Below are 16,445 nucleotides of genomic sequence, written 5' to 3' on the forward strand. Positions count from 1 at the left end.
TGGCGTTGGTCCTCGGACAATGAACTGCGCGCAGGCATAGAACTGCTCCCCGTAAGTTAGAACTGATTTCTCAGTCCAACTTTCGGGGAGCAGTTCACATTATCCGGGGCTTCTTTTGTGTGTCTGCCCGGTGGTGCGGACCCGAGACATCCGTCCGGGCGTTTTCCCGTGTTACGGACTCCCTGAGCCAGGCTGGAGGGAAGGCCTAGACTGGTTCGATGATGTCCGCTTCACAGATCACCGTCCGCCGCGCCCGAACCGCCGATGTCCACGACATTCGACGTCTCGTGGCGCCGCTGGCACGGGAGCGGGTCCTGATTGCCAAGGAAGCAGTGGCCTACTATGAGGGGCTGCAGGAATTCCGGATTGCCGAAGACGGCGACGGCACCGTGATCGGCTGCGGGGCCCTGCATGTTATGTGGGAGGACCTCGCGGAGGTGCGGACACTGGCCACCGACCCCTCCTGGCGGGGCCGCGGCGTCGGGCATGCCTTGCTGGAAACCCTCTTGGGCGACGCGCTGGACATAGGCGTGGGGCGGGTCTTCTGCCTCACCTTTGAAGTGGACTTTTTCGAACGGCACGGTTTCAAGATCATGGAGAACCAGAACGCCGTGGATCCCGTGGTCTACTCCGAGCTGCTGCGTTCCCACGATGAAGGCGTGGCGGAGTTCCTGGATCTGGCCCGGGTGAAACCGAATACGCTCGGCAATACCCGGATGATCCGCTGGCTCTAGGCCCCTTCGGCAGGCACATGCCGTCCGGCCTGCCGGACCGGAACCCCGGCTCAGGTGGCGGGCGCCGCCAAGTATCGATAAGCTAAGGATACTTAGCATCAAACGATGCCGACGGACCGGCCGGGCGGATGCCCGGCACGCAGCCCAGACGGTTGCACGGTCCGGGAGCCAATCAGAAAGCGGGTTCAGTAATGGGCGCAGATGACAAGATGCAGAACAAGGCCGAAAACCTTGGCGGCAAGGTGAAGGAAGGCCTCGGCAAGGCCACCGGCAACGAGCAGATGGAAGCCGAAGGTCACGGTGACCAGGCCAAGTCCAGCATCAAGGATGCCGGCGAGAACATCAAGGACGCTTTCAAGGGCAAGTAGGCCCGGAGCAGTACGACTTCGCCGAAACGGCGGCGGAAAGCGGGAGGGAACACCCTCCCGCTTTTTTGTTGCCCGGACACCGGTCCGCCCCTCGACTGCCAACCCTGTTGCACGGCGCACCGCGCAGGTAGTGTCGAGACGGGGGAGACGGGATCGTTCTGTGCAACGAAGGAGTTCCAGCGCCATGAAAAAACTCATTAATAATCCCCGTTCCGTGGTGGCGGAATCGCTGCAGGGATTTGAAATTGCCCACCGGGACCTGGTGAAGGTCCACCTGGATCCGGACTACGTCATCCGCCGGGACGCCCCGGTACAGGGAAAGGTGGCGCTTGTGTCCGGCGGCGGAAGCGGGCACGAGCCCCTGCACAGCGGGTATGTTGGCGCGGGAATGCTGACCGCAGCGGTTCCCGGGGCTGTCTTCACCTCGCCCACGCCGGATCAGATCCTGCCGGCGATTGTCGAAAGCGACTCTGGCTCCGGTGTGCTGCTGATCGTCAAGAACTACACGGGCGACATCCTCAACTTCGAAACGGCGGCCGAACTGGCCGGGGTCGAGGGCATCGACATCCGCACGGTGGTGGTCAACGACGACGTCGCCGTGGAAGATTCGACCTACACCGCAGGGCGCCGCGGCGTGGCGGGCACTGTGCTGGTGGAGAAGATAGCCGGCGGCGCCGCGGAACGCGGGGATGACCTGGCCAAGGTCTCCGAGGTCGCCGAGAGGGTGAACGCGAATGTGCGGTCCATGGGTGTTGCACTGGCCCCCTGCACCGTCCCGCACGCCGGCGAGCCGAGCTTTACCCTGGCCGACGACGAGATCGAAATGGGCGTGGGCATCCACGGTGAGCCCGGGCGGCACCGGGTGTCCATGACCAACGCGGACTCGATTACGGACCAGCTGATGGAACCGGTGCTCAGCGATCTGGGGATCACGTCCTCGGACCGGGTGCTGCTTTTCGTCAACGGCATGGGTGGGACCCCGCTCAGCGAGCTGTACATTGTCTACCGCCGTGCAGCGCAGATCCTGGCGGAGCGGGGGGTTAGCGTGGAACGGTCCCTGGTGGGGAACTACATCACTGCCCTGGAAATGGAAGGCGCGTCAGTGACCGTGCTGCGCCTGGACGATGAACTGACGGAACTGTGGGACTCGCCGGTGAAGACCCCGGCGCTTCGGTGGGGGGAGTAGGCATGGAACTGGATGCAGCCTGGGCTGACCGGTGGATGCACGACAGTGCCAGGGTGATCTCTGAAAACCGGCAGCGGCTAACCACGCTGGACCGGGAAATCGGCGATGCCGACCACGGCGAGAACATGGAACGCGGCTTCAGTGCGATTGTGGAGAAACTGGACACGGACGGCACGCCCGATACTCCCGGCGCCGTGTTCAAAACCGCGGCTATGACCCTGATGTCGAAGGTGGGCGGAGCAGCGGGGCCCCTGTACGGGACCGCCTTCCTGCGTGCCGCGACCGCGGCGGGGGATTCCGCGGCCTTGGGACCGGAGGAGCTGGTAGCAGTGCTCACTGCCGCCCGCGACGGTATTGTGGCGCGCGGCAAGGCCGAAGTGGGGGATAAGACGATGATCGATGCGTGGACGCCGGCGGTGGACGCCGCTGCCACCGCGCAGGCGGCCGACTCCACTCCTGCAGGCATCCTGCTTGCCGCAGCAAACGCTGCCGAGGCGGGTCTCGCCGGAACGGAACCACTGGTGGCCCGCAAGGGCAGGGCCAGCTATCTCGGGGAGCGCAGCGCCGGTCACCTGGACCCGGGGGCTGCCTCCACCGCACTGATCCTGCAATCGGCAGCGCAGGCTGCGGAGGCAGCGGCATGAGCGTGGGGCTCGTCATTGTCTCCCACAGCGCGAAGCTCGCTGAGGGAGTATGTGAACTGGCGGCGCAGATGGCTGCCGACGTCCGGCTGGCTGCGGCGGGAGGGACCGATGACGGCGGCATCGGTACCAGTCTGGAGAAAATCCAGGCCGGGATAGCCGAAACAGATCAGGGGGACGGTGCGGTGCTCCTCACTGACCTCGGATCCGCGGTGATGACCGCGGAAATGGCCCTGGAATTCCTGGACCCGGAGCAGCAGGAGCGGGTACGGATGGCCAATGCGCCGCTGGTGGAGGGCGCAGTGGCCGCGGCCGTCTCGGCCCAGACAGGCAAAAGCCTGGCGGAAGTGCTGGCCGCCGCGGAATCCGCCGGCGCATCGTATGCCGGCGCAGGCGCGTCCGCGGAGGACGGCAGTGCTGCCCCGGCGGCTACGGATGAGGGAACTGTACCTGACTCATCGGCTGGAACTGATGAAGTCTCGGGCGCCTGGACGCTGGTGAATCCCATGGGCCTGCATGCACGCCCCGCAGCGGCCGTGGCGCAGCTCCTCGCGGACCTGGACGCAGAAATCACCGTGAACGGCGTGGACGGCAAGTCGGTCATGATGCTGATGACCCTCGGGCTCAAGCCCGGCGAGACGCTCAGCGCCACAGCCTCCGGCCCGGACGCTGCGCGTGCCATCGAGCTGCTGGGGACCGAGGTGAGGAACGGCTTCGGCGAGATCTAGGGAAGCGCGATCCCGCGGGCATCTTCGGCCGCCAGCCGGTCCGCTATCAGGCCGGCCAGTGCCCGTTCCATCTGCTCCTGCGGAGCCGCCAGCCGGTGCAGCGCGGCCAGGGGGTCCAGCTCCCCTGACGCAGGGGAGGCAACCAGATCCACTGGCGGATGCAGGAGCAGGTCCCGCTGTACGGGAGCCTGCGCGTTCCGAAGCACGGCCATGATGGCCCCGCGGACCTGCCGGTCTGTGCCGGCCCACGCCTGCCCCTTGGGGACGTAGTGCGGCTCCGGCTTTCCGGCGGACACCCAGGCGCACTGCTCCAGCACCGGGCACTGACTGCACTTCGGATTCCGGGCAGTGCAGATCAAGGCACCCAGTTCCATTACCGCAGCATTCCAGGCCACTGACTCGGGCGCACCGTCCGGCATCAGTTCGCGCGCCAGGCGCATCTCCGCGGCCGTCAGGGCGGGAGCGGGCAGGGCATTGCCGGTGACGGCCCGGGCATGGACCCTGCGGATATTCGTGTCCACCACCGTCTCCCGCGCCCCGAAGGCAAAGGCTGCGACTGCCGCGGCGGTGTAGTCACCGACGCCGGGAAGGGTGAGCAGGGCGGCATGGGTGGAGGGAACCTCCCCGCCGAACTCCTCGGTGATCGCTGCCGCTGCCGCGTGCAGCCGCAGCGCCCGGCGGGGGTACCCCAGCCTCCCCCAGGCGCGGACCGCCTCCCCGCTTGATTCGGCAGCCAGCGCGGCCGGTGTAGGCCAGCGCTGCATCCATTCCTGCCAGACTGGCAGGACACGGACAACGGGAGTCTGTTGGAGCATGATTTCGCTGACCAGCACGCCCCAGGCCGTACAGTCGCGCTCCCGCCAGGGCAGCTTGCGTGCGTGCACGGCGAACCAGCCGGTGATACTGGTATGCAGTTCCCGCACCTGGTGATTCATGGGCACTCCTCGCTTATGACCAGCAATACTCTACTGACCGGCGTGGTGCGCCCAGTAATCGTGCCGTGAATACCTAGCCTTGAATCATGGATGGCAAGGGAAAACAGCAGCCGGCAGGATCGCGTCCCGGTGGTGTTCCCCGCAGGCCCAGTCCTGCTGTCTACCGGCGCCGACGCCTCGTTGCGGGCATCCTGGTGCTCGCGGTCCTGGTGGGACTGGGATTCGCCGTGGCCGCCGGCGTCCGTGCCTTGTCCGGAGGGAAGGAGACGGCCTCGGCCGAATCGACTGTCCCGGTACCCATGCTCACCACGCCGGCGGCAGGGCCGGCCGCTTCCGCTCCGGCGGAGGGGAAGGACGCCGGCGCACCTACGGAGAAACCGGCAGCAACAACCCTGTGCCCGGCTGGAAGCGTCAAGGTTCTTGCTTCCACGGACGCGGAGGTTTATCCCGCCGGAGCCACTCCCGTCCTGACCCTGACCGTCACCAATACGGGCGAGTCCGACTGCGAGATCAACGTCGGCACCTCGCAGATGGAGTTCCTGGTCACCAGCGGATCGGACCGCATCTTCTCCTCGGTGGACTGCCAGGACGGTGCGCAGGACCTCGTGAAAAAGGTGAAGGCCGGTGCCTCCGAAACGGCAAACTTCCCGTGGAACCGAAACCGGTCCGCGCCGGGATGCGCCGCGGTGGCATCCAACCCCAACCCGGGCTACTACATCTTTACCGCCCGGCTGGGGGAGAGCAGCAGCGAAAAGGCTGTTTTCCAGCTCGAGTAGGCGGTTACATAAAGCGGTCGAGCAGGCTGGTTTCGGCGATCCGGGAAAGGCCCTCACGCACGGTCCGGGCACGCTGTTCACCGATACCGTCAACGGTCATCAGATCATCAATGTTCGCAGCCATCAGGTTCTGCAGGCCGCCAAAGTGGTCCACCAGCCGGTTGGATACTGCCGGCGGTACGGATTTGATGTTGCTGAGCAGCCGGTAGCCGCGCGGCTGCACCACGGCTTCGAGGGAGTCCTGGCCGGGCTGGAAGCCCACCACGGACGCGATCTTGCCCAGGTCCACCATCTCGGAGGAGCTCATGTTCTGCAGGGTGGCGATTTGTTCCTCGAGGTTCCGCTGCCCGTCGTTCAGGTCCGCATAGTCCCGCAGGATCATTTCGCTGCCGGGACCGAGGCCGGCGGTCAGTTCCTCGAGCTGCAGGGAAAGCAGCCGGCCGTCGAGGCCGAGTTCAAGGACGTACTGCGAGATTTCCTCGGAGATGCGGCGGACCATTTCCTGGCGCTGCAGGGTGACGGCGACATCGCGCACTGTCACCATCGCTTCGATTTCCAGGGCGGAGAGGGAGTTGGTGACCTGGTCCAGGCGGGCACGGTAACGCTCAAGGGTAGCGAGGGCCTGGTTGGCGCGGGCCAGTACGGGCTCGGAACCTTCCAGGACGTGGCGCAGTCCGCCAATGTACAGCTGAATGATCTGCATCGACTGGCTGACGGAAATCACCGGGAAACCGGTCTGGATGGCCACGCGTTCGGCCGTGCGGTGACGGGTACCCGACTCGTGCGTTTCGATCGTGTGGTCCGGCACCAGCTGCACGGCGGCGCGGAGAATGTTCCTGGCATCCCGGTCGCAGACAATGGCGCCGTCCATCTTCGCCAGCTCACGCAGCCTGGTCGGGGAGAACTCAATGCCGATATCAAACCCGCCGGAACAAATGGAATCCACGGTCCGGTCGAAACCAAGCACAATCAGGGCACCGGTGCGGCCGCGGAGGATTCGTTCGAGACCGTCGCGGAGTTCGGTTCCGGGAGCAACCCGGGCCAGGGTGGCCTTCAATGCGTCTTCCGGGCTGCGGGCCATGGTCACTTCCTTCCGGCCCGTGGGCCCTGGACATACCGGGCAAGACTTGCCCGTCCCTATACTAGTGTGCGATTCCCGTACACTGCCCCTTCATCGGCCGCACCGGCACGTCCTTTGACACGGCGGACGCGGCGGTGCGTCACAGGGAGGCGCCGCGGCGTGGCTGAAGGCTGAAAGCTGAGAGTCGGACGCTTAGAAAAGCAGCTCGAGCGCCTCGGCCAGCGTGGAAACCTCACGGACCTTGAAACCTGACGGAATGTTTCCGGGACCGCTGGGGGAGGCCGGCACCACGGCGTGAGTAAACCCGAGGCGTTCGGCCTCGTTGATGCGCCGCCCGATTCCGGGGACGGGGCGAACCTCGCCGGCCAGGCCCACTTCACCGAAGGCAATCAGCTGCGCAGGGAGCGGCTTGTTCATTTTTGCCGAGGCCACGGCCAGCGCCACCGCCAGGTCCGTAGCCGGCTCGCCGAGTTTCACGCCGCCCACCGTAGAGACGTAGCTGTCATCCTTGGCCAGACTCATTGACGCGCGCTGCTGCAGGACGGCCAGCAGCATGGCGACCCGGGACGAGTCCACACCGCTGGTGGCACGCCTGGCCTGGGCGTTGCCGGTCTCGGCGACCAGTGACTGCACCTCGGCAACCAGCGGACGCTTGCCCTCGAGGGTGACCGTGATGCAGGTGCCGGACACCGGATCCTTGGTCCGGGAAACGAACAGCCCGCTCGGGTCCGCGAGTCCTTCAATGCCGTCTTCGGTCAGGTCGAAACAGCCAACCTCATCCGTGGGTCCGTAACGGTTTTTGACCGCCCGCAGCAGGCGGAGCCGGGAATGCCTGTCGCCGTCGAACTGGCAGACCACATCCACCAGGTGCTCCAGCAGCCGGGGGCCCGCAATGGAGCCGTCCTTGGTGACATGCCCTACCAGCAGGGTGGTCATGTTCCGGGTCTTGGCGGCATTGATCAGGGATGCAGCCACCTCCCGCACCTGGCTCACGCCGCCGGCGCTGCCGTCCACCGCGGTACTGCTCAGGGTCTGGACCGAGTCGACAATCAGCAGCCCCGGAGAAACCTGTTCCACCTGGCCCAGGGCCTGGCTCAGGTCTGTTTCGGCGCTCAGGTACAGGTGATCGGACACGGCGCCGATGCGTTCGGCCCGCAGCTTCACCTGTGCCGTGGACTCCTCGCCGGTCACGTAGAGGACATCGCGGCCGGCACCTGCCACGCGTGCGGCAACATCGAGGAGAAGGGTGGACTTGCCCACGCCCGGCTCGCCGGCCAGCAGGATCACGGCCCCGGGGACCAGTCCGCCGCCGAGGACCCGGTCCAACTCGCCGACGCCGGTGGCCTGGTAGGCGGCCGTGGTGGCATCCACTTCACCGATGCGGAGGGCAGGCCGGGCAACCACCGTGGCAGCCGTGGTGCGGGCCAGGACCTCCCCGGCTTCCTCCACGGTTCCCCAGGCCTGGCACTCGCCGCAGCGGCCTACCCATTTAGCCGTGGTCCAGCCGCATTCCGAGCAGCGGTAATTGGCGGCCTTCGGCCGTGCAGTCTTTGTTGCCATATCCTCAGGCTATCCCGGGGCGCCGACACTTCTGCGGCGCACGAAGCGGGGTGCAGGGGGCCGTGACCCGGCCCGGCCTCCGCTTAGATCTCCGAAAGATACGTGACCGCTTCTTCATGGGTGAGGCCGGTGGACTCGAGCAAATCCACCACCAGGGGGCGGAACAGCATGATCAGCGCGTCTCCCTGCAGGTCCGTGATGCCCAGCGCCTTGGGGTGCAGCCGGGTCCCAACGGCCGCCAGTTCGTTGCGTGCCTGGCGAAGATGCCGCAGCCTGGCGTCATTGCCTTCTCCGCCGCCGAGCGCCCTCGCCAGGATATCGACGGCGTCGGCTGTGTCGTTGAGGACCTCGGCGACGTTTTCGATGGCCTCGTCGTTGAGCGAGGCATGGTTGATGACCGACGTCGTACGGCGCGCGAAGACCCGGCTGTTGCGCACCGCCAGGTCCAGGAACCCGATGGAACCGCGAAGATCACCGAGCTCCGCCAGATAGCGCCGGTAGGCGGGGGAGATACGGGCAACCTCCCGGGCATCCCGGACGCTGCGGGCCAGCGTGTCCAGCTGTGGCTGGGTGTTGCGGGCCCGGACCAGGGCATGCCAGGCGACGGTGGAATCGCTCTTGGCGATGGCTTCGGAACATTGGCGCAAAACCGCCGAGAGCTCGTGCAGGAGTTCACGGATGTTGGACTTCGGTTCACGCCGCGGATCCCGCGGAGCAAGCATGGTGACCACCAGGGCGAAGACACCGCCCACAATGGCATCCACGCTGCGCGTGAAAACGCCGCCGTCGGGGGCCGGCAGCAACACCACCAGCAGCGACTGCAGAGCCAGCTGCGTGGTGAAAATGACGCCCCGGTCCAGGAAGCGTGCCAGCATCACCGAGATAAACAGCACCACGGCCGCCTGGATCAGCCCGACGCCGAGCAGGGTCAGCAGGATCTCGCCGACGGTGATGCCCAGGGTGCAGCCGATTCCCACTTCCAGCACCCGGCGGGTGCGCGGCTCACGTGAGAAACCGAGTGAGATCAGGGCCGCGGTGGCCGCGAACAGCGGTCCTTCATGGCCAAGGACATACTCGGCAAAGGCGTAGGCGCCGACGGCGCAGATGGTCATCTGCAGGGCAGGAATGATCGAATGCCGGCTTCGCTGCAGGCCTACCCGGATACGGTTCCGCAGGAAACCCCGGCTTTTGGCGAAGGAGCTGCGTTGGGGCATGGACCCAGTCTAGGGCGAGGTGTGGCACCTGTGGTCGCCGTTACTCCCGGGCGTTACGTTCGGCCGTCACCACGGTGACGGGGTTCCCTGATGTTCCACGGTTCCCCTGCCCCCGTTAACTTTCCGTTCACCTTGCTTAGTCACGCTTGGGAAGGAACGTGCAGCGCCGTCGCAACAGCGGAGGCGGCCGCACGGCCAGCCTCCCGGCGCTTCCGCGCCCCACCACCCTCGAAAGGGAAAAGCGTGTTGGTTAAGAATCTCGGCCGTAATACCTCTTTGCTCTCAGTTTCCGCGGTTGCGGTACTGGCCCTGGCGGCCTGCGGCACGGACAGCGCAGCGCCCGCCTCCACTGCCGCGGCGGCTTCGGAAAGCACGCTCGCCGGCACCCTCTCGGGCGCCGGCGCCAGTTCCCAGGACTCGGCCATGCAGGCCTGGATCGCCGGCTTCGGCGAAGCCAATCCGCAGGCAGCCGTCCAGTACTCCCCGGACGGATCCGGCGCCGGGCGCGAGGCCCTGCTGGCAGGCGGGGTTCAATTCGCCGGTTCCGACGCCTACTTCGATGAGGAAGAGGCTGCGGCCGCCGAAGAAGTCTGCGGACCGGACGGTGCCCTGCATATCCCCGTCTACATCTCCCCGATAGCAGTGGCCTTCCAACTGGAGGGCATCAGCGCACTGAACCTCGACGCCGAGACCCTGGCGGCCATCTTCCGCGGCGATATCACGGCCTGGAATGATCCGGCCATCACCGCACAGAACGAGGGCGTCGGCCTGCCGGACACTGCCATCACGGCCGTGCACCGCGGCGACGAATCCGGCACCACAAAGAACTTCACCGAATACCTTGCCGCAGCCGCTCCGCAGATCTGGACGGAAAAACCCTCCGGCGAATGGCCCTCGGGCCTGCCAAACGGCGAAAACGCGTCCGGAACGGGCGGCGTTATTTCCACCGTGACCGCAACGGAAGGCGGCATTACCTACGCGGATGCCTCCGCCGTCGGGAATCTGGGGACCGTCCGGGTGCAGGTCGGCGGAGACTACGTGCCCGTGAGTGCCGACGCGGCGGCACTCGCCGTGGAATCCTCCACACCGGTCACCGGCGCGAACCGGCCGGCCGCGGACATGGCCATGCAGCTGGACCGGGATACTGCCGAGTCCGGGGCATACCCGGTGGTGCTCGTGAGTTATCACATATTCTGCACCGGCTACGAGGATCAGGAGACGGTGGACCTGGTCCGCGCTTTCGGGAACTACGTTGTCAGTGAGGAAGGCCAGGCGGCGGCCGCGGAGGCAACCGGCAGCGCGCCGCTCTCGGCGGCCCTGCGCGAACGGGCCGCAGAGGCGCTGGAGACCATCAGTATCCGGCCCTGACGCCGTGTTTATTTCCGGCTCCCCCGTTCGCGGGTGGGGGAGCCGGTCCGCCGGAGGAGGCGGATTACCTAAACTGTTAGAAAAGCCCGCAACACCGTCGAAGGGTCTGAGCATTGTCGAGCAAGTCAATAACTGGTGAGGGCGGCGCCGGCCGTGCGGGAGACAAGATCTTCTCCGGCATCACGGTGGCAGCCGGATGCCTGATCCTCTTTGTGCTCTTCTGCGTGGCCGTGTTCCTGATGTGGCAGGCGCTGCCGACCTTCCTGGCCGACCCCTCCGACATTTCCGGAGGCGGCGGTTTCGGCAAGTACATCCTGCCCCTGGTCATCGGCACTGTTATTGCCGCGGCGATAGCCCTGCTGATCGCCACCCCGGTGGGGATCGGCGTCGCCCTGTTCATCTCGCATTATGCGCCCCGGCGCCTGGCGCAGGGACTGGGCTACCTGGTGGACCTGCTCGCGGCCATCCCCTCCGTGGTCTACGGTGCATGGGGCATGACAGTGCTGGCCCCCGCCCTGGTGGGGCCGTACAACTGGCTGGCCGAGAATGCGGGCTGGATTCCGCTGTTTGCCGGCCCCGCCAGCCAGACCGGCAAGACAATGCTGACGGCAGGCATTGTGCTCTCTGTGATGGTGCTGCCCATCATTACGTCCCTGACCCGCGAAATCTTCCTGCAGACGCCCAAACTGCATGAGGAGGCTGCCCTGGCCATGGGTGCCACCCGCTGGGAGATGATCCGGATGGCCGTCTTCCCCTTCGCCCGTCCCGGCGTCATCAGCGCAGTCATGCTGGGCCTGGGCCGTGCCCTCGGCGAGACCATGGCAGTGGCGCTGGTGCTTTCCTCCGGCGGCCTGATTGCCAGCCTGATCCGTCCCGGTAACCAGACCATCGCCGCGGAGATTGCCCTGAACTTCCCTGAGGCGTTCGGGCTGCGTCTCTCCGAACTGATTGCCGCCGGACTCGTGCTGTTCCTGATCACCCTCGCAGTGAACGTCATTGCCCGCTGGATCATCAGCCGCCACAAAGAATTCTCGGGAGCCAACTGATGCTCGAATCACCGTCCGTACTGAACCGGCCCGGAGCAATGCTGACCAAGAACCGGCTGCCGCGCTACATGCCATGGGTTGTCCTGGCCGTCGCGGTTGTCCTGGGTGCGGCAATCTCGGCCCTCATCGGTTTTTCCGTGGCTGCCTTCACCATCTTTGCGGCGCTCATCTTCGTTATCGGCGGCACCGCCGTGACCTGGATGGTGGAGGGGCGCCGGCACGCCGTGGACCGGCTCGCCACGAACCTGGTGTACGGAGCGTTCCTGCTGGCACTTCTGCCGCTGGTCTCCGTCATCTTCACCGTCCTGGTCCGGGGCCTGCCCGGCCTCAGTCCGGACTTCCTCCTCACCTCCATGGGCGGGATGACCGGCGCAGTGGATAACGCCACGGCAGAGGACGGGTCCCCCGTCCTGGGCGGCGTGTACCACGGCATTGTCGGCACGCTGCTGATCACTTTCTGGGCCACCATGATTTCCGTGCCGGTGGGACTGCTGGCGGCCGTGTACCTGGTGGAATACAGCCGCGGCGGCGCCCTCTCGCGGGCCATCACCTTCTTTGTCGACGTGATGACCGGCATCCCCTCGATCGTGGCGGGCCTGTTCGCCGCAGCCTTCTTCGGGCTCGTCTTCGGCCCGGGCACGCGCACCGGCTTCGTAGCCGCCGTCGCCCTGTCGGTACTCATGATTCCCGTGGTGGTCCGCTCCACGGAGGAAATGCTGAAGATTGTCCCCAATGAGCTGCGCGAGGCCTCCTACGCCTTGGGCGTGCGGAAATGGCGGACCATCCTGAAAGTGGTGGTGCCAACGGCCATTTCCGGCATTGCTTCCGGCGTGACCCTCGCGATTGCCCGCGTCATCGGGGAAACCGCCCCGCTGCTGGTGACGGCCGGTTTTGTGAACACGATCAACTTCAATGCCTTTGCCGGCTGGATGAGCACGCTGCCCACGTTCATCTACCGGCAGCTGATGAGCCCCACCTCGCCCACGAACACGGACCCGAGCACCCAGCGGGCATGGGCTGCGGCGCTGATCCTGATCCTGATGGTGATGCTGCTGAACCTGGCCGCCCGCCTGATCGCCCGGATCTTCGCCCCCCGGACCTCCCGCTAAAGCCCTGCCGCGACTTACCCCCGAAGGAACACATGTCCAAGCGCATCGACGTCAAAGACCTGAATGTCTACTACGGCAACTTCCTTGCCGTGCAGGACGTCAATATCAACATTGAACCCCGCTCCGTCACCGCGTTCATCGGCCCGTCCGGCTGCGGCAAGTCAACCTTCCTGCGTACCCTGAACCGGATGCACGAGGTCCTGCCCGGCGCCCGGGTTGAAGGCGAAGTGCTGCTCGACGGGGAAAACCTGTACGGACCGGGCGTGGACCCCGTGACCGTGCGCAGCCACGTCGGAATGGTTTTCCAGCGGCCCAACCCGTTCCCCACCATGTCCATCCGGGACAACGTGCTGGCCGGCGTGAAGCTGAACAACAAGCGCATCTCCAAGGCGGACGCCGATGACCTGGTGGAACGTTCCCTGACCGGCGCCAACCTGTGGAAAGAGGTCCGAGACCGGCTGGACAAGCCCGGATCGGGGCTTTCGGGCGGCCAGCAGCAGCGCCTGTGCATTGCGCGCGCGATTGCCGTCTCGCCGGAGGTCATCCTGATGGACGAACCCTGCTCGGCACTTGACCCCATCTCCACCCTGGCTATCGAGGACCTCATCGAGGAGCTCAAGAGCGATTACACGGTGGTGATCGTGACGCACAATATGCAGCAGGCGGCACGGGTTTCGGACAAGACGGCCTTCTTCAACATTGGGGGTACCGGCCAGCCCGGCCGGCTGATTGAGTACGCGGACACCCCCGTCATCTTCAGCAACCCTGCGGAGAAGGCCACCGAGGACTACGTCTCCGGCCGCTTCGGATAAATCCCGCTACAGCAGGGGGCTCAGCGCCAGGAACAGGATGCCGCCGAGCACCGCGGTTACCGGTGCAGTGGTCAGCCAGGTAACCAGGATTTCCCGCAGCGGAATGAACCGCACGGTGGCGAACCGCTGGTTGGCTCCTGCGCCCACAATGGCCGAGGTCATGGTCTGGGTGCTGGAAAGCGGGATGTGCAGCCAGAAGGCGCCCAGGAACAGCATGGAGGAACTCACTGCCTGGGCGCTCATGCCGCGCAGCGGATCCATGCGCACCAGCCGGTGGCCCAGGGTGTGGGTAATCCGCCAGCCGCCGAAAAGCGTGCCGGCGGCCAAGGCCAGGGCGGCCGAAATCTGCACCCACGTCGGTATGCCGGCATCCGTTGTCACTCCTGCGGCCAGCAGGGCCAGCACCACCACGGCCATGGTCCGCTGTCCGTCCTGGATCCCGTGACCCAGCGAGAAGGCGGAGGTGAAGACGGACTGCGCAATCCGGTTCCCGGCGTTGCCGCGTCGGGGCGAGCTGTACCGCATCAGCCACGTCGCGGGGAAAACCAGCAAAAAGGCCAGCGCGAAGGCGATGACCGGGGACAACAGCAGCGGCAGCGCCAGCTGTTCCCAGATCACGCGGTAGGACCCGGCAATGTTCTGCCCGCCCACCAGGGTGGCGGCCGCACCTGAGCCCACCACCCCGCCCAGGAGCGCATGGGTGGAAGAGGAAGGCATCCGCCGCCACCACGTCCATATCCCCCAGCCGCAGGCGGCTGTGAGCCCGGCCAGCAGGATGCCCAGCCCCTGCGGCCCCTGGGGCAGTTCGACAAAACGGACGGTCAGGGCCACGGCCAGGGCGGTGCTGACCAGTGCCCCCAGGAAGTTGAAGGCGGACGCCAGCGTGATCGCCACGGTGGGGGTCAGGGCGCGCGTGCGAACCGACGTCGCCACCGAATTGGACGCATCATGAAAGCCGTTGAGGAAGGCGTAGACGCCGGCCAGCAGGACGACGACGCACAGAAGAAAGAGCGCCACCCTAGGATTCCCGCACGAGGACGCCGCCCACGAACGTGGCGGCACGGCGAAGCTGCGCTGTGGTGCCGGAGAGACGGTCGGCAAGGTCCCGGTGCCGGGCATAGGGCATGGGTTTGTGCTCACGCATCAGTTCCGCCACCCAGATCCGGCGGGTGCGTTCGGCCCTGCGGGCCAGCCGGAGCATCTCGATCCAGTACTCCTCCAGATCCTCAAGCGAGGCAAGCCGGCGCATGGCGGACGCCGTCAGCTCGGCCTGCCGCCCAATGACTTCCAACTGTTCGGAAGCACGGCGGGAAACGCCGGTGAGTTTGTAGAGGGACACCGTCTCGGCTGATGCGTCCAGGCATTCCATTGCCGACATCAGAATCAACGAAAGCTCGTAGAGGTCTTCCCGGGGGAGGGGATTGATGAAGCTGGTCCGCATCTGGGTCAGCAGGGCGAAGTGCAGATCTGTGGTCTCGGCATCAATCTGGTGCAGCTGCTCGGTGAGGCGTTCGAAGTCTTCCGGGTCCGCACCCAGGATCTCCGCCATGACGCCCGTGCCGCGCAGCAGTTGCGAGGCCATCCGGGAGAGCAGCTCCAGGCCCGCGTTTTCCTGCGGGAAAAGTCGTAGTTTCACGCCGGACGCAATTCGGCCGCTGAAGGAGGATCCTGCACGAAGGTTCTCACTGCCCCAGAATATCCGATGGGAAGCCGTGAATGCGGGGGAAGGTGCGGCGGACGCGCGCTGGTACCCGAAGGGGAAATGTAGCGGTGCCGGACCGGGAGCGCCTCTCGGCGGAAGGCCGCTCGAAGCGGCTCAGAGTTGAAGCCCGGGGGTTCCGCGGTCCGACACCAATTTCAGTTTTCTACGCCTGCCCGGCGATGTCAACACGGACTCCGGTGCAGCCGCGGAGGTGTGACAAGCGCCATTGCGGGCACTGCACGGGCGCCCGGCTCAGTCCAGCTCGCCCCGCCGCCAGGCAGCGGCGGAGTGCTCCAGGTCCTCGGCGGTGCGCACCAGCTGCCGCGCATTGCGGGTGAGCATCGTGGCACGGTTGCCGTTGGAGGCTTCGGAGGAATCTGCGTGGTTGGTCTGACCCAGGGCAACCACCCGGCAGAAGGCGGCGAACCGCTCCAGGGCGACGTCGAAATCGCCTTCGAAGGCGCCGGAGAGGATGGTGTCGGCCATGGTGCGCACCTCGTCTGCGCCGAGGGGTTCGGCGACGCCGGCAACCACCTTGGACACCTGGGCAACGTCTTTGCCGGCGGAGTAGAACGCAGCCACCCGTTCGGGATCCTGCTGGATGGCGGCCCGGAGTGCGTAGAGCCGCCAGAGCGCACCGGGCAGCGAGCGGGCCGGACTCTCCGCCCACATCTCGGCGACGGCTTCGATGCCCTGCTGGTCCGTCAGCTCAACCAATCGGCGGGTGACTTCCGGATCGGAGCTCTCACGGCCGTGGTGGACCAGTGCCTGGGCGGCCAGATGGGCGGCCTCGGAGACACGGGCCGGGTCGGCTCCACCGGGGAAGTTGGCGAAGTCCACGGGTGCAAGAGGCTTTGGCTTGTGATGGCGCGGCATTGAATTGGACTCACTCATAATCTGAGAATACTCCCGTGAATGTGCAGAATCGAGGCGCCTTCCAGCCTGCCCGGCAGTCCTGTTTCCGCCATCGGTGAGGCCTCTGTCCGGCAGCGGGAAGCCATCCCGTGCCGGGTTTTCCCCGATCTGTGCCGCGTGCGATAAAGTGGGACAGTCGGTCCGCGGGGCATTCGCCTCCAGGCCGGTGGGAGCGCCTATAGCTCAGTTGGTAGAGCAACGTCCTTTTAAGTCGTGGGTCGCAGGTTCGAGCCCTGCTGGGCGCACTCCCGATAGACAAAGAGAACGGCC

General features: G+C 66.1%; 17 protein-coding genes and 1 tRNA gene. 11 read left to right on the top strand and 7 right to left on the bottom strand.

The features are described from left to right. Window positions 1-218 precede the first annotated feature (218 nt). The 5 genes from AC5RTS_RS15020 (at window position 219) to dhaM (ending at window position 3,657) form a co-directional block, all read left to right on the top strand. Window positions 219-734, top strand: a complete 516-nt coding sequence (locus tag AC5RTS_RS15020) for an amino-acid N-acetyltransferase (protein WP_493992818.1) — start codon at window positions 219-221, stop codon at window positions 732-734. Between the two features lie 191 nt (window positions 735-925). Next, window positions 926-1,102 carry a CsbD family protein gene (locus tag AC5RTS_RS15025; RefSeq protein ID WP_493992819.1) on the top strand — a complete coding sequence of 59 codons (177 nt, stop codon included), beginning with the start codon at window positions 926-928 and terminating at the stop codon, window positions 1,100-1,102. A 184-nt stretch (window positions 1,103-1,286) separates the two neighbouring features. Further along, a complete protein-coding gene (gene dhaK / locus AC5RTS_RS15030; protein ID WP_493992820.1) occupies window positions 1,287-2,288 on the top strand; it encodes a dihydroxyacetone kinase subunit DhaK in 1,002 nt (333 codons plus the stop codon). 2 nt (window positions 2,289-2,290) lie between these two features. Beyond that, window positions 2,291-2,932: a dihydroxyacetone kinase subunit DhaL gene (gene dhaL, locus AC5RTS_RS15035; RefSeq protein WP_493992821.1), complete on the top strand. Its 642-nt coding sequence runs from the start codon at window positions 2,291-2,293 to the stop codon at window positions 2,930-2,932. Beyond that, window positions 2,929-3,657, top strand: coding sequence for a dihydroxyacetone kinase phosphoryl donor subunit DhaM (gene dhaM, locus AC5RTS_RS15040; protein ID WP_493992822.1), 729 nt, complete (start codon window positions 2,929-2,931; stop codon window positions 3,655-3,657). The genes dhaL and dhaM overlap by 4 nt, the downstream gene beginning before the upstream one ends. On the opposite strand, the gene AC5RTS_RS15045 is transcribed toward dhaM, so the two are convergent. Then, the gene (locus tag AC5RTS_RS15045; protein ID WP_493992823.1) at window positions 3,654-4,592 is read right to left on the bottom strand and encodes an A/G-specific adenine glycosylase; all 939 of its coding nucleotides are present in this window, start codon (window positions 4,590-4,592) and stop codon (window positions 3,654-3,656) included. The two genes, dhaM and AC5RTS_RS15045, sit on opposite strands and share 4 nt — an antisense overlap. An 86-nt stretch (window positions 4,593-4,678) precedes the next feature. Here AC5RTS_RS15045 and AC5RTS_RS15050 point away from each other — a divergent pair, with 86 nt between their 5' ends. After that, a complete protein-coding gene (locus AC5RTS_RS15050) occupies window positions 4,679-5,368 on the top strand; it encodes a hypothetical protein (RefSeq protein WP_493992824.1) in 690 nt (229 codons plus the stop codon). A gap of 4 nt (window positions 5,369-5,372) precedes the next feature. On the opposite strand, the gene disA is transcribed toward AC5RTS_RS15050, so the two are convergent. From disA to AC5RTS_RS15065, 3 genes are all read right to left on the bottom strand, one after another. Next, window positions 5,373-6,449 carry a DNA integrity scanning diadenylate cyclase DisA gene (gene disA, locus AC5RTS_RS15055; protein ID WP_493992825.1) on the bottom strand — a complete coding sequence of 359 codons (1,077 nt, stop codon included), beginning with the start codon at window positions 6,447-6,449 and terminating at the stop codon, window positions 5,373-5,375. A gap of 192 nt (window positions 6,450-6,641) precedes the next feature. Then, window positions 6,642-8,009: a DNA repair protein RadA gene (gene radA / locus AC5RTS_RS15060; protein WP_493992826.1), complete on the bottom strand. Its 1,368-nt coding sequence runs from the start codon at window positions 8,007-8,009 to the stop codon at window positions 6,642-6,644. Between the two features lie 83 nt (window positions 8,010-8,092). Continuing rightward, entirely contained in the window at window positions 8,093-9,223 is a 1,131-nt protein-coding gene (locus AC5RTS_RS15065; protein ID WP_493992827.1) for an FUSC family protein, read from the bottom strand. Window positions 9,224-9,466: 243 nt separating this feature from the next. On the opposite strand from AC5RTS_RS15065, the gene pstS reads away from it, so the two are divergent. The 4 genes from pstS (at window position 9,467) to pstB (ending at window position 13,558) form a co-directional block, all read left to right on the top strand. Then, window positions 9,467-10,591, top strand: coding sequence for a phosphate ABC transporter substrate-binding protein PstS (pstS, locus tag AC5RTS_RS15070; RefSeq protein WP_493992828.1), 1,125 nt, complete (start codon window positions 9,467-9,469; stop codon window positions 10,589-10,591). Window positions 10,592-10,704: 113 nt separating this feature from the next. Continuing rightward, the gene (gene pstC / locus AC5RTS_RS15075; RefSeq protein WP_493992829.1) at window positions 10,705-11,637 is read left to right on the top strand and encodes a phosphate ABC transporter permease subunit PstC; all 933 of its coding nucleotides are present in this window, start codon (window positions 10,705-10,707) and stop codon (window positions 11,635-11,637) included. After that, complete coding sequence (pstA, locus tag AC5RTS_RS15080) at window positions 11,637-12,746, top strand: phosphate ABC transporter permease PstA (protein ID WP_493992830.1); 1,110 nt, start codon at window positions 11,637-11,639, stop codon at window positions 12,744-12,746. The genes pstC and pstA overlap by 1 nt, the downstream gene beginning before the upstream one ends. Window positions 12,747-12,778: 32 nt before the next feature. After that, complete coding sequence (gene pstB, locus AC5RTS_RS15085) at window positions 12,779-13,558, top strand: phosphate ABC transporter ATP-binding protein PstB (RefSeq protein ID WP_493992831.1); 780 nt, start codon at window positions 12,779-12,781, stop codon at window positions 13,556-13,558. A 6-nt stretch (window positions 13,559-13,564) separates the two neighbouring features. Here the strand turns inward: pstB and AC5RTS_RS15090 are convergent, their stop codons facing one another. The 3 genes from AC5RTS_RS15090 to AC5RTS_RS15100 form a co-directional block, all read right to left on the bottom strand. Continuing rightward, on the bottom strand, window positions 13,565-14,575 hold the full coding sequence (locus AC5RTS_RS15090; RefSeq protein WP_493992832.1) for an inorganic phosphate transporter: 1,011 nt from the start codon (window positions 14,573-14,575) through the stop codon (window positions 13,565-13,567). A gap of 1 nt (window position 14,576) precedes the next feature. Beyond that, a complete protein-coding gene (locus tag AC5RTS_RS15095; RefSeq protein ID WP_493992833.1) occupies window positions 14,577-15,194 on the bottom strand; it encodes a DUF47 domain-containing protein in 618 nt (205 codons plus the stop codon). A 318-nt stretch (window positions 15,195-15,512) separates the two neighbouring features. Then, the gene (locus tag AC5RTS_RS15100; protein ID WP_493992834.1) at window positions 15,513-16,154 is read right to left on the bottom strand and encodes a hypothetical protein; all 642 of its coding nucleotides are present in this window, start codon (window positions 16,152-16,154) and stop codon (window positions 15,513-15,515) included. A 193-nt stretch (window positions 16,155-16,347) separates the two neighbouring features. Here AC5RTS_RS15100 and AC5RTS_RS15105 point away from each other — a divergent pair. Further along, window positions 16,348-16,420 (top strand) — tRNA-Lys (locus tag AC5RTS_RS15105). The last annotated feature ends 25 nt before the right edge of the window (window positions 16,421-16,445 follow it).

The sequence above is a fragment of the Arthrobacter sp. MDT1-49-2 genome, assembly GCF_059090185.1.

Excerpts from the sequence above, each read along its gene's own strand:
- AC5RTS_RS15020 (WP_493992818.1), top strand. The coding sequence starts at position 219 with ATGATGTCCGCTTCACAGATCACCGTCCGCCGCGCCCGAACCGCCGAT.
- AC5RTS_RS15025 (WP_493992819.1), top strand. The coding sequence starts at position 926 with ATGGGCGCAGATGACAAGATGCAGAACAAGGCCGAAAACCTTGGCGGC.
- dhaK (WP_493992820.1), top strand. The coding sequence starts at position 1,287 with ATGAAAAAACTCATTAATAATCCCCGTTCCGTGGTGGCGGAATCGCTG.
- dhaL (WP_493992821.1), top strand. The coding sequence starts at position 2,291 with ATGGAACTGGATGCAGCCTGGGCTGACCGGTGGATGCACGACAGTGCC.
- dhaM (WP_493992822.1), top strand. The coding sequence starts at position 2,929 with ATGAGCGTGGGGCTCGTCATTGTCTCCCACAGCGCGAAGCTCGCTGAG.
- AC5RTS_RS15045 (WP_493992823.1), bottom strand. The coding sequence starts at position 4,592 with ATGAATCACCAGGTGCGGGAACTGCATACCAGTATCACCGGCTGGTTC.
- AC5RTS_RS15050 (WP_493992824.1), top strand. The coding sequence starts at position 4,679 with ATGGATGGCAAGGGAAAACAGCAGCCGGCAGGATCGCGTCCCGGTGGT.
- disA (WP_493992825.1), bottom strand. The coding sequence starts at position 6,449 with ATGGCCCGCAGCCCGGAAGACGCATTGAAGGCCACCCTGGCCCGGGTT.
- radA (WP_493992826.1), bottom strand. The coding sequence starts at position 8,009 with ATGGCAACAAAGACTGCACGGCCGAAGGCCGCCAATTACCGCTGCTCG.
- AC5RTS_RS15065 (WP_493992827.1), bottom strand. The coding sequence starts at position 9,223 with ATGCCCCAACGCAGCTCCTTCGCCAAAAGCCGGGGTTTCCTGCGGAAC.
- pstA (WP_493992830.1), top strand. The coding sequence starts at position 11,637 with ATGCTCGAATCACCGTCCGTACTGAACCGGCCCGGAGCAATGCTGACC.
- pstB (WP_493992831.1), top strand. The coding sequence starts at position 12,779 with ATGTCCAAGCGCATCGACGTCAAAGACCTGAATGTCTACTACGGCAAC.
- AC5RTS_RS15100 (WP_493992834.1), bottom strand. The coding sequence starts at position 16,154 with ATGAGTGAGTCCAATTCAATGCCGCGCCATCACAAGCCAAAGCCTCTT.